The 11,896-nt window shown below is 65.5% G+C and carries 8 protein-coding genes; 4 read left to right on the top strand and 4 right to left on the bottom strand.

Features of this window, described 5'->3' with window-relative positions; genetic code table 11:
- Positions 1-55: 55 nt before the first annotated feature.
- The 3 genes from moaA (at position 56) to QPK27_RS01585 (ending at position 3,730) form a co-directional block, all read left to right on the top strand.
- Positions 56-1,165, top strand: coding sequence for a GTP 3',8-cyclase MoaA (moaA, locus tag QPK27_RS01595; RefSeq protein ID WP_290416439.1), 1,110 nt, complete (start codon positions 56-58; stop codon positions 1,163-1,165).
- Positions 1,166-1,171: 6 nt separating this feature from the next.
- A complete protein-coding gene (gene glp, locus QPK27_RS01590; RefSeq protein WP_290416438.1) occupies positions 1,172-3,064 on the top strand; it encodes a gephyrin-like molybdotransferase Glp in 1,893 nt (630 codons plus the stop codon).
- A gap of 129 nt (positions 3,065-3,193) precedes the next feature.
- A complete protein-coding gene (locus QPK27_RS01585; protein WP_290416437.1) occupies positions 3,194-3,730 on the top strand; it encodes a transposase in 537 nt (178 codons plus the stop codon).
- A 27-nt stretch (positions 3,731-3,757) separates the two neighbouring features.
- Here QPK27_RS01585 and QPK27_RS01580 read toward each other — a convergent pair whose 3' ends face one another.
- From QPK27_RS01580 to QPK27_RS01565, 4 genes are all read right to left on the bottom strand, one after another.
- Positions 3,758-5,077, bottom strand: a complete 1,320-nt coding sequence (locus QPK27_RS01580; RefSeq protein ID WP_290416436.1) for a DNA recombination protein RmuC — start codon at positions 5,075-5,077, stop codon at positions 3,758-3,760.
- Between the two features lie 3 nt (positions 5,078-5,080).
- Positions 5,081-5,515 (bottom strand): group II truncated hemoglobin, encoded by a 435-nt coding sequence (locus QPK27_RS01575; protein ID WP_290416435.1) that lies wholly within the window; start codon positions 5,513-5,515, stop codon positions 5,081-5,083.
- Positions 5,516-5,630: 115 nt separating this feature from the next.
- Positions 5,631-8,162, bottom strand: a complete 2,532-nt coding sequence (locus QPK27_RS01570) for an ABC transporter permease (protein WP_290416434.1) — start codon at positions 8,160-8,162, stop codon at positions 5,631-5,633.
- 21 nt (positions 8,163-8,183) lie between these two features.
- Entirely contained in the window at positions 8,184-9,191 is a 1,008-nt protein-coding gene (locus tag QPK27_RS01565; RefSeq protein ID WP_290416433.1) for an adenosine deaminase, read from the bottom strand.
- Between the two features lie 665 nt (positions 9,192-9,856).
- On the opposite strand from QPK27_RS01565, the gene QPK27_RS01560 reads away from it, so the two are divergent.
- On the top strand, positions 9,857-11,779 hold the full coding sequence (locus QPK27_RS01560) for a PrkA family serine protein kinase (RefSeq protein ID WP_290416432.1): 1,923 nt from the start codon (positions 9,857-9,859) through the stop codon (positions 11,777-11,779).
- The last annotated feature ends 117 nt before the right edge of the window (positions 11,780-11,896 follow it).

Raw genomic sequence — 11,896 nt, 5'->3', positions numbered from 1 at the left:
CTTCCTTTTTTGTTCTTCACCGGCAGCCGAACAGCGCCCGTGCTATCGTAACGAAATGTCCGAAAAAATCATCCCGATCAACGACTTGCGCTCGCCGGCAATGAAAATTCCGGCAACCCTGGCGGCGCCCACCGGCCTGCTCAGCGACGCGCTCGGCCGTCCCTTGCACGACCTGCGCATTTCCGTCACCGACCGCTGCAATTTCCGTTGCGTGTATTGCATGCCGAAGGAAGTGTTCGACAAGGACTACCAATACCTGCCGCACGGCGACCTGCTGTCGTTCGAGGAGATCACGCGCGTGGCGCGCCTGTTCGTGGCGCATGGCGTCGAAAAGCTGCGCCTGACCGGCGGCGAGCCGCTGCTGCGCAAGAACCTGGAGCGCCTGGTCGCCATGCTGCGCGCGCTTCCGACCCCGAGCGGCCGTCCGCTCGACCTCACGCTCACCACCAACGGTTCGATCCTGGCGCGCAAGGCGCGGGCATTGAAAGACGCCGGTCTCGATCGCGTGACGGTGTCGCTCGACGCGCTCGACGACGCCGTGTTCAAGCGCATGAACGACGTCGACTTTGCGGTGTCCGACGTGCTGCACGGGATCGACGCCGCCCACGCCGTCGGCCTGGGGCCGGTGAAGGTGAACATGGTGGTCAAGGGCGGCACCAACGACGACCAGATCCTGCCGATGGCGCGCCACTTCAAGGGCTCGCCGACCATCCTGCGCTTCATCGAATACATGGACGTTGGCGCGTCGAACGGCTGGAACATGGCCGAGGTGGTGCCGTCGGGCGACGTGGTGCGCCGCATCGCGGCCGAATTGCCGCTGGCGCCGCTCAACCCGAACTACAGCGGCGAAACCGCCACCCGCTGGCGCTACCTCGACGGCGACGGCGAAGTCGGCATGATCTCGAGCGTCACCCAGGCCTTCTGCGGCGACTGCTCGCGCCTGCGGCTGTCGACCGAGGGCAAGCTGTACACCTGCCTGTTCGCCACCCGCGGCCACGACCTGCGCGCGCTGCTGCGCGAAGGGCGCGACGACCTCGAGATCGGCAGCGCCATCGCCCAGCTGTGGCGCGGCCGCGCCGACCGTTATTCCGAGACGCGCACGGCAGATATGGCGCCAATGGAGCCCGGCGCGCGCCGGGTCGAAATGTCCTATATTGGCGGATAAAAAAACATGGATACTGGATCGATCAGCGGACTGGTGCTGGCGGGCGGCCGCGGCTCGCGCATGGGCAATGTCGACAAGGGGCTGCAGCCGTTGCGCGGCAAAACGATGGTGGAACACGTGCTGGCGCGTTTGCGCCCGCAGGTCGGGCCGCTGGCGATCAGCGCCAATCGCAACCTCGACACCTACCGCGCCTTTGGCGCCATGGTGCTGCCGGACGAATCGCCGGACGGGGTTCCTGAATACGCGGGGCCGCTGGCCGGCCTCGCCGCCGGGCTGGCCCATTGCGCCACGCCGTTCCTGCTGGCCGTGCCCTGTGACTCGCCCTTCCTGCCGCCCGACCTGGCGCAGCGCCTGCTGGCGGCGCTGCAAGACAACGACGCCGACGTCGCCTATGCCGCGACCCAGGAGCCGGGCATGCGCGTGCAGCCGCACCCGGTGTTCTGCCTGGTGCGCGCCAGCCGCCTGCCGGAACTGGCGGCCTACCTAGAAGGCGGCGGACGCCGCGTCGACGGCTGGCACCGCGAACTGAAATCGGTCGAGGTGCTGTTCGAGGACGGCGACGCCTTCCGCAATATCAATACACCGGAAGAGCTGCAGCAGATGGATGACACCGCGGCCGGCGCGCAAAGCCTGTCCCAGGTCGCCAGCTGCATCAGCGGCTACGATCCCGACGCGCTGAGCGTGCGCGACGCCCAGCGCATCATCGGGCAGTTCGTGCAGCCGGTGCGCGCGGTCGAGATGGTGGCGCTGCGCGCATCGCTGGGCCGGGTGCTGGCGCGCGATATCGTCTCGCCGATCAACGTGCCGGCCCACGACAACTCGGCGATGGACGGCTACGCCCTGCGCGGCGCCGACCTGCCGGCGGACGGCAGCGCCGGCTTCAAGGTGGTCGACACGGTGTATGCCGGCCGCCCGAGCGGCGTCATCGCCGGCCCCGGCGAATGCGTGCGCATCATGACCGGCGGCGTGATGCCGTCCGGCTGCGACACGGTGCTGCCGCAGGAGTTCGCCGACAGCGTCGGCGACGACAGCATCACCCTGCGCGCCGGCGTGATCCGCGCCGGCGACAACCGCCGCCTGGCCGGCGAAGACCTGGCCGCCGGCAGCGCGGCCCTGAAGGCAGGCCGCGTCATCCGTCCCGCCGATCTCGGCCTGGTGGCCTCGCTCGGCTTTGCCGAAGTGCCGGTGCAGCGGCGCCTGCGCGTGGCGTTCTTCTCGACCGGCGACGAGCTGCGCTCGATCGGCGAGCCGCTCGGCGAAGGCTGCGTCTACGACAGCAACCGCTACACCATCTACGGCATGCTGCAGCGCCTGGGCTGCGAGATCATCGACATGGGCATCGTGCGCGACAGCCCGCAAGCACTGGAAGACGCATTACGCACCGCCTGCGAGAACGCCGACGCCATCGTCACCTCGGGCGGCGTCTCGGTCGGCGCCGCCGACTACACCAAGCAGGTGATGGCGCAACTGGGCGACGTCACGTTCTGGAAGATCGGCATGCGCCCGGGCCGTCCGCTGGCGTTCGGACGTATCCATTCCAACGGGCGCAGCGCCTTCCTGTTCGGGCTGCCGGGCAATCCGGTGGCGGTGATGGTCTCGTTCTACTTCTTCGCGCGCGAAGCGCTGCTGCGCATGATGGGCGCCGAGGCGCCGCTGCCGCTGCTGCGCGCGCGCTCCAGCGGCGCGATCCGCAAGAAGGCGGGACGCACCGAGTACCAGCGCGGGATCGTGGCGCGTGGAGCGGATGGGGTGCCGGAAGTGCGCATTACCGGGTCGCAGGGGTCGGGTATCCTGCGCTCGATGTCGGAGGCGAATTGCATGGTTGTCTTGCATGACGAGCAGGGCAACGTCGCGGCGGGCGATATGGTTGATATTTTGCCGTTCGAAGGGCTGTTCTAACGTTCGGTGAACGCGTCGGCGGGGGACCCGCCAACCCTACCGTAGGGTTGGCGGCTATGCCGCCGACGCGTTCAACGCACGTTTGATCTGTCACATCGGTATTGGCAACCGGCTCTCTACGATGCCTGCATGGCCCGCTACCGCCGTGCCCTCGATGGCACCACCTACTTCTTCACTGTCGTCGCCTACCGCCGCCGCCCGATCCTGTGCGACGAGTCGATTCGTATCGCTCTGCGCGCGGCCTTCGAACGCGTACGTGCCCACCTGCCCTTCCGGCTCGATGCCATTGTCTTGTTACCGGATCATCTGCATTGCATCTGGACCCTGCCCGACGGCGACGTCAACTTCGCTACGCGTTGGTCGCAAATCAAACACCACGTGTCGTTTGCGTGCCGGGACTCGCACGGCGACTTCAACCTGACAACTGCCCAGCGTCGTCGGCGCGAGTCGCCCATCTGGCAACGCAAATACTGGGAACACCGGATCCGCGATGAACATGACATGGAAAAGCATGTCGATTACATTCATTACAATCCGGTCAAGCACGGATTGAGCGCCGATGCCGCAGCATGGCCGTATTCGTCATTCAAACGGTATGTGGATGCAGGAATTTATCCGGCGGATTGGGGTGGGACGGATTTGGCGCGGCAAATGATGTTGGAGTAAGGCAGAAGCCCCCGGCCAGCCGCCACATCATTCGTCCCGCTCCAACCCGTCCGGCCCCAGCATCAGCTGCGCCGCCTCGCTCGGCAAGGCTTCCACCGATTTCAGCTTGCGCGCCATCTGGCGGCTGCGCACCTCGGCGCTTTCGATGTTCTTGGCGGCCTTTTCCAGCGTCGCCTTGGTGGTAGCCAGCACGTCGCCGAACTTGGTGAACTCGGTCTTCACCGCGCCCAGCACCTGCCACACCTCGGACGAGCGCTTTTCCAGCGCTAAGGTGCGGAAACCCATCTGCAGGCTGTTGAGCAAGGCGCTCAAGGTCGACGGGCCGGCGATGGTCACGCGCAGCGTGCGCTGCAGCTCGTCGGCCAGGCCGGGGCGGCGCATCACTTCGGCATACAGCCCTTCGGTCGGCAGGAACAGGATCGCGAAGTCGGTGGTCTGCGGCGGCGAGACGTACTTGTCGCAGATGGTGCGCGCTTCATTGCGCACCGCGCGTTCCAGCTCGGCGCCGGCGCGCGCCACGCCGTCGGCGTCGCCCTCGTCGGCCGCCGCCAGCAGGCGCTCGTACTGCTCCTTCGGGAACTTGGCGTCGATCGGCAGCCACAGTGGCGCGCCGCCGTCGACCACCCCCGGCAGCCGGATCGCGAATTCGACGCGCGCATTCGACCCGGCCACGGTCTCCACGTTCTTGGCGTACTGGTCGACCGTGAGCACCTGCTCGAGCAGCATCTCGAGCTGCATTTCGCCCCAGGTGCCGCGGGTCTTGACGTTGGTGAGCACGCGCTTCAGGTCGCCCACGCCGATCGCCAGCTGCTGCATCTCGCCCAGGCCCTGGTGCACTTTTTCCAGCCGCTCGGACACCTGGCGGAACGATTCCGACAGACGCGTCTCGAGCGTGGCGTGCAGCTTTTCGTCGACCGTCTGACGCATCTCTTCCAGACGGCGGGCGTTGTCGCCCTGCAGGTCGCGGATCTTGGTTTCCAGCGTGTTACGCACTTCCAGCATGCGCTGGGCGTTCGATTCGGTCAGGTTCGCCAGCGTCTGCTGCAGCGTGTCGGCGAAGCGCTTCAGTGCGCGCGCCTGTTCTTCGCGTCCGCCGCTCGACTGCAGCTGCATCTGGTGGCGCATGCTGTCGAACTGCTGGACCGACGCCGCGTGGTACTGGGCCAGCGCGCCATTGAGTTCCTGGCGCGTGGACTGGGCGCTGGACTGCAGTTCCTGGCGCAGTTCGCGCTCGAGGCGTTCAACATGGTTGCCGTCCCCGTTGCTGCGCTGGCGCAGCAGGAGCAGGACCAGCAGTGCGATCACGACCGCGAGGCCGAGCAGGATCAGGATTTCGGCGGTCGTCATCGGTCAGTCGGGTTTGTTGCGCATCCAGTCGGCGGTATTGAAGAACGCGTTCATCATGCGCACCCGCAGCGCGTCGTCGTAGCCCAGGTCTTCCATCGCCCACGCCATCGCGCGCAGCCACTGGTCGCGCTCCTTGGTGCCGATCGCGAACGGCAGGTGGCGCGCGCGCAGGCGCGGATGGCCGTAGCGCTCGACGAACAGGTCGGGCCCGCCCATCCAGCCGGACAGGAACATGAACAGCTTCTCGCGCGAGCTGTCGTTGGGGACGGGGTGCATGGCGTGGATGCCGGCGAAATCGGGCTCCAGCTGCATCAGGTCATAGAAGCGGTCGACCAGCTCGCGCAGGCGCTCGGCGCCGCCCATGATCTCGTACAGGGTCTTGGGTTCGGCCTGCGCTGCGTCGGCGCCGGCCGTCGATTCGGTAGTGTGTTCGGACATCCCGCCATGATAGCGTAGGGTTGGCAGCTACGCTGCCGACGCGTTCGAATCACGCATGCAAACCGCGTGGCGGATCGAATGCCGGTTGAACGCGTCGGCGGCCGAGCCGCCAACCCTACGCTTCGCGCAGCGTCTGCAGCGGCGGCTGGCGCAGCACCCCGCGCAGGCCGAACCAGCCGCCGACGATGGCACACAGCGCGCCCGTCACCAGCCCGGCCAGCCACACGCCCGGCTCGAACACCCACGGGAACTTGAACTGGTACGTCGCCAGCGCCCAGCCCAGCGCCGCCGCGCCGCTGGCCGCCAGCAGGCCGGCCAGGCCGCCGACCAGCACGAACTCGATGCGCTGCGCCTGCGCCAGCTGCTGGCGCGTGGCGCCCAGCGCGCGCAGCAGCCCTGCTTCGCGGGTACGCTCGGCCTGCGATCCCATCAGCGCCGCATACAGCACCAGCACGCCCGAGGCGAGCGTGAACAGGAACAGGAACTCGACCGCCGTCACCACCTGGTCCAGCACCTCTTGCAGCTGGCGGATGATGCCCGAGACGTCGATCACGGTCAGGTTCGGATAGGCGCGGCTGAGCGCATTGCCGACGTTCGAACCGCCCTGCGGCAGGTGGAACGCCGTCATGTAGGTGGTCGGCGCATTGGCCATCGCCGCCGGATTGATGATGACGAAGAAGTTGGCGCGCATCGAGCCCCATTCGAGCTTGCGCACGCTGGTGATCTTCGCATCGACGATCAGGCCGGCCATGTCGAAGCGCATGGTGTCGCCCAGCTTCAGGTTCAGGCGCTGCAGGATGCTCTGCTCGACCGAGGCTTCGGCCACGCCCGGCGCATCCTTGAACCAGCTGCCTTCGACGATCTCGTTCGCTTCCGGCAGCGCATTGGTGGTGGACAGGTTGAATTCGCGGTTGGCCAGGCGCCGCGCCTCGTCGTTGTCGTAAGTGTCGCGCGTGACCGGGTTGCCATTCACCGCCGTCAGGCGGCCACGGATCATCGGGAACAGCACGGGCTTGCTCACGCCGGCCGCCACCAGCTGCTGCTCGACCCCGGTCTTCTGCTCGGGCAGCACGTTGATCACGAAGCGGTTCGGCGCGTCCGGCGGCGTGGCCAGGCGCCAGGCCGCCATCAGGTCGCCGCGCACCACGGTCAAGAGCAGCAGCGCCATCAGGCCCAGCGCCAGCGACACCACCTGCACCACGGTGGCGCCGGGACGGCGCTGCAGCGAGGTGACGGCGAAGCGCCAGCCCTGATGCTTGATACTGCCGCGCAGGCGGCGCAAGCCCTGCAAACAGAGCCAGGCCACCAGCGCGAACACCGCGAAGCCGCCGAGGAAGCCGCCGGCGATCATCAAGGCCATCTTCGCGTCCCCCGCTTGCCACAGCAGCAGGAGCAGGAACACGCCCACGCCCAGTCCATAAGTCGCCAGCGCGGCCGGCCGCGGCGCGCCCTGCTCGCGCCGGATCACGCGGTTGTGCGGCACGTTGCGCAGCTGGAGGATCGGCGGCAGGGCAAAGCCAAGCAACAGCAGCATGCCGGTGGCCACGCCCTGCAGCGCCGGCAGGATCGACACCGGCGGCAGCTCGGTACGGATCAGGGAGGCGATCATCTCGAGCAGCACGAAGTGGGCGCCGAAGCCGACCGCGACGCCGATCACGCTGCCCGCCAGGCCGACCAGCGCGAACTCGGTCAGGTACAGCAGGCCAACCTGGTTCTGGGTCAGCCCCAGGCAGCGCAGCATGGCGCAGGCATCCAGGTGGCGGCTCATGAAGCGGCGCGCCGCCATCGCCACCGCGACCGCCGCCAGCATTGCCGACAGCAGGCCGACCAGCGACAGGAACAGGCCGGCGCGATCGAGCGTGGCGCGCATCTCGGGCCGCCCGCTTTCCAGCGTCTCGATGCGCACGCCCTTGACGTTGTTGTCACGGATCTGCGCGCGCAGCCAGGTTTCGTAGTCGCGCACCGCGGCCAGGTCGTTGCGGTCTGTCGACGCCACCTGCAGGCGATAGGTGACGCGCGCGAAGTCGTCGACCAGGCCGGTGGCTTTCAGGTCGCCCAGCGCCAGCATCACGCGCGGCGCGAAGTTGGCGAACGAGGCGCCCTTGTCCGGCTCGGTGGCGATCAGCTGGGCGATGCGGAACTGGCTGTTGCCCAGCACGATCGTGTCGCCGACCTTGGCGCGCAGCGCCGGCAGCAGGTTCGGGTCGACCCACACGGTGCCCGGTTGCGGCACCGCGCGCGTTGCCGCGCCACGCGCACCGGCGGCCGCTTCCGGATCAAGGCTGACCGTCAGCTGGCCGCGCAGCGGATAGCCGGTCGACACCGCCTTGATCGACGACAGCTGGGCCATTGAGTCGTCGCCCTCGCCCGCCTGCGCCATGCTGGGGAAGGTGACGGTATCGGCCAGCAGCAGGCCGCGCCGTTCGGCCTCCTGCCGCCATTCTGCACGCACCGGGTCGTCGGCATTGACCAGGAGGTCGGCGCCGAGCAACTGGTGCGCATCGCGGTCCAGGCCCGCACGCATGCGGTCGATGAAGAAGCTCACGGAAGTGAGCGCCGCCACCGCGACCACCAGCGCCACCAGCAGGAAGCGCAGCTCACCGGCGCGCCAGTCGCGCGCCGTCATGCGAAGAGCCTGGACGAACATGAAGAGTCCTTGTTAAAAAACTTACGCGTTGGCGAAGAAGGCGTCGACTTCGCCCAGGAAGGCGCGCTTGCGTTCGGGGTCGACGAAGGCCGCTTCGAAGCTGTTGCGTGCCAGCTGGCGCGCGTGACCGGCGTCGAGCGGCAGCGCTTCGAAGGTGGCGATGTAGTTGTCGTTGACGTAGCCGCCGAAATAAGCCGGGTCGTCCGAATTGATGGTCACCGCCAGGCCGGCGTCGAGCAGGCGACGCAGGTTGTGGCTGTCCATCTTGTCGAACACGCGCAGCTTGATGTTCGACAGCGGACACACGGTCAGCGCCATGCCTTCGCGCGCCAGGCGCGCCGTCAATTCCTCGCTTTCCAGGCTGCGCACGCCGTGGTCGATGCGCTCGACCTTGAGCACGTCGAGCGCGCTTTCGATATACGCCGGCGGACCTTCTTCGCCCGCATGCGCCACCAGGCGCAGGCCGAGCGCGCGGGCGCGTTCGAACACGCGCGCGAATTTTTCCGGCGGATGGCCGACCTCGGACGAATCGAGGCCGACGCCGATGAATTTATCCCGGTAAGGGAGCGACTCTTCGAGGGTGGCGAGCGCTTCGTCCTCGGACAGGTGGCGCAGGAAGCACATGATCAGGCTGGCGCTGAGTGGCGCATCCTGGCAGGCGCGCCAGATGCCGTTGATCACGGTCGCGAACGGTACGCCGCGCGCGGTATGGGTCTGCGGATCGAAGAAGATCTCGGCATGGCGCACGTTGTCGGCATGGGCGCGCGCCAGATAGGCGGCGGTCATGTCGTAGAAGTCCTGTTCGGTCAGCAGGACGCTGGCGCCGGCATAGTAAATGTCGAGGAAGGATTGCAGATCGGTGAAAGCGTAGGCCTGGCGCAACGCTTCGACCGAGGGGTAGGCCAGCTCTACGCCGTTTCTTTGTGCGAGCGCAAAGATCAGTTCGGGCTCGAGCGAGCCCTCGATATGGATGTGCAATTCCGCCTTTGGCATGTTCTGCAGCAGGGTGCGCAGCCGTTCGTCGAGCATGGTTTTCTCCAACAAGATACAAATAAAAATACGGGTGATTCGATACGACCGACAAGTGTAACCCAAGCGCGCAAAGGGCTCGTGCCAGAGCGAAAACCGGCGCTTCAGCGCCGCGTTCGCTTGCAGGATAGCGGTGCACGATGCACGATTCGCGTGCGCCGCGTGTTGAACAGTTCGTGCACTATCGACTGGCGATGAGGTCAAACACAGGCGGTCACGAGCGGCCTGCCGGCCCCATCCGAGACGGCCCGGACGCCGCGTTCCGCCGCCCCTTCGCGGCGCCGCCGCGGCACCTGCAGAACGCGACTTTCTATCGTTGAATCAAGCACTTGCTACTGCTGCACCAGCCTGTACCAGATCGCTCGACACTGCTTTGACTTCGGAAACTATTAGGCACATAATAAATTTCAGTAACGCAAAAGACGCTCTCCCATTGCGAGAGGCCTGGTTACCCACCGGGACCACGACAAGCACATATGCATCGCACGCCAATCCAGGCCGGACAACCCGAACCCGGACACGTGACGACCAGACAAGGAACAGCTAAAAAGAACAGATAGCGGAACGCGTGCAGTCGCGTGGACAACCGGTCCATGGCTGCTGTGACAGTAATCGTCGTGGACACATGTTGTTGGCACGTTGTTGGCACATTAAAGGACAGTTCAATGAGCATCTTTGAAAACTACGCAGCCCGCTATGAGCGCACCAAGGAAGAGGAATACTCGATGTCCGAGTTCCTGGCCCTGTGCAAGAAAGATCCGCTGACCTATGCCAGCGCGCCGGAACGCATGCTGGCCGCGATCGGCGAACCGACCCTGGTCGACACCCGCCTCGACCCGCGCCTGTCGCGCATCTTCGCCAACAAGGTCATCAAGATTTATCCGGCATTTCGTGAGTTCTATGGCATGGAGGAAGTGATCGAACAGGTCGTTTCCTACTTCCGCCACGCGGCGCAAGGCCTGGAAGAGCGCAAGCAGATTCTGTATCTGCTGGGGCCGGTCGGCGGCGGCAAGTCGTCGATCGCCGAAAAGCTGAAAAGCCTGATGGAACTGGTGCCCTTTTATGCGATCAAGGGGTCGCCCGTCAACGAATCCCCACTCGGCCTGTTCAACGAAGCCGAAGACGGCACCATCCTCGAAGAAGATTACGGCATCCCGCGCCGCTACCTGCGCACCGTGCCCAGCCCGTGGGCCGTGAAGCGCCTGCACGAGTTCGGCGGCGACATCAACAAGTTCCGGGTCGTCAAGCGCTACCCCTCGATCCTGAAGCAGATCGCGGTGGCCAAGACCGAACCGGGCGACGAAAACAACCAGGACATTTCCTCGCTGGTCGGCAAGGTCGATATCCGCAAGCTGGAAGACTTCGCCCAGGACGATCCGGACGCCTACAGCTATTCCGGCGGCCTGTGCCTGGCGAACCAGGGCCTGATGGAATTCGTCGAGATGTTCAAGGCGCCGATCAAGGTGCTGCACCCGCTGCTCACGGCCACCCAGGAAGGCAATTACAAGGGCACCGAAGGCTTCGGCGCGATCCCGTTCGAAGGCATCGTGCTGGCGCACTCGAACGAATCCGAATGGAAGACCTTCCGCAACAACCGCAACAACGAGGCTTTCCTCGACCGGATCTATATCGTCAAGGTGCCCTACTGCCTGCGCGTCTCGGACGAGGTCAAGATCTACGACAAGCTGCTGCGCAATTCCTCGCTGGATAAATCACCGTGCGCGCCCGGCACCCTGCGCATGATGGCGCAGTTCGCCGTGCTGTCGCGCCTGAAGGATCCCGAGAATTCCAGCGTGTTCTCCAAGATGCTGGTCTACGATGGCGAGAACCTGAAGGACACCGATCCCAAGGCCAAGTCCCTGCACGAATACGTCGACTATGCCGGGGTGGACGAAGGCATGAACGGTTTATCGACCCGCTTCGCGTTCAAGATCCTGTCCAAGGTGTTTAACTTCGACAATACTGAAGTGGCGGCCAATCCGGTGCACCTGCTGTACGTGCTCGAACAGCAGATCGAACGCGAGCAGTTCCAGCCCGAGACCGAGCAGCGCTACCTGTCGTATATCAAGGAGCACCTGGCACAGCGCTACGTCGACTTCATCGGCAAGGAGATCCAGACCGCGTATCTCGAAAGCTATTCCGAGTACGGTCAGAACATCTTCGACCGCTATGTCACGTTTGCCGACTTCTGGATCCAGGACCAGGAATTCCGCGATCCGGATACCGGCGAGAGTTTCGACCGCGAATCGCTGAACGCCGAACTGGAAAAGATCGAAAAGCCGGCCGGCATCTCGAATCCGAAGGATTTCCGCAACGAGATCGTCAACTTCAGCTTGCGGGCGCGCGCTACCAATGCCGGCAAGAACCCGGCCTGGACCAGCTACGAGAAGTTCCGCAGCGTCATCGAAAAGAAGATGTTCTCGAATACCGAGGAGCTGTTGCCGGTGATTTCGTTCAACGCCAAGGCCAGCGCCGAGGATGCCAACAAGCACGCCGACTTCGTGGCGCGCATGGTGGAAAAAGGCTATACGCCGAAGCAGGTGCGTCTGTTGTGCGAATGGTACTTGCGCGTGCGTAAATCGTCGTGACGCGTGCCGGCGCCCCGCGCTGGCCGTAGTCGGCGGGCGACTGGCGACGGCAATGGGCGACGGCGACGAGACGGAGGCAGGCGCGCCACGCTGCGCGTGTGCACCGCACGCTCGTTC

Origin of the sequence: Massilia sp. YIM B02443, assembly GCF_030411955.1 — a bacterium.
Lineage (GTDB): Bacteria > Pseudomonadota > Gammaproteobacteria > Burkholderiales > Burkholderiaceae_D > Telluria.
Note: the sequence above shows the minus strand (reverse complement) of the source record. Positions and strands in the feature narration are given on the sequence as shown.

Coding starts and splice junctions, on each gene's coding strand:
- QPK27_RS01575 (WP_290416435.1), bottom strand. CDS start 5,515: ATGTCCGAACACACTACCGAATCGACGGCCGGCGCCGACGCAGCGCAG.
- QPK27_RS01565 (WP_290416433.1), bottom strand. CDS start 9,191: ATGCTCGACGAACGGCTGCGCACCCTGCTGCAGAACATGCCAAAGGCG.
- QPK27_RS01570 (WP_290416434.1), bottom strand. CDS start 8,162: ATGTTCGTCCAGGCTCTTCGCATGACGGCGCGCGACTGGCGCGCCGGT.
- QPK27_RS01585 (WP_290416437.1), top strand. CDS start 3,194: ATGGCCCGCTACCGCCGTGCCCTCGATGGCACCACCTACTTCTTCACT.
- moaA (WP_290416439.1), top strand. CDS start 56: ATGTCCGAAAAAATCATCCCGATCAACGACTTGCGCTCGCCGGCAATG.
- QPK27_RS01560 (WP_290416432.1), top strand. CDS start 9,857: ATGAGCATCTTTGAAAACTACGCAGCCCGCTATGAGCGCACCAAGGAA.
- QPK27_RS01580 (WP_290416436.1), bottom strand. CDS start 5,077: ATGACGACCGCCGAAATCCTGATCCTGCTCGGCCTCGCGGTCGTGATC.
- glp (WP_290416438.1), top strand. CDS start 1,172: ATGGATACTGGATCGATCAGCGGACTGGTGCTGGCGGGCGGCCGCGGC.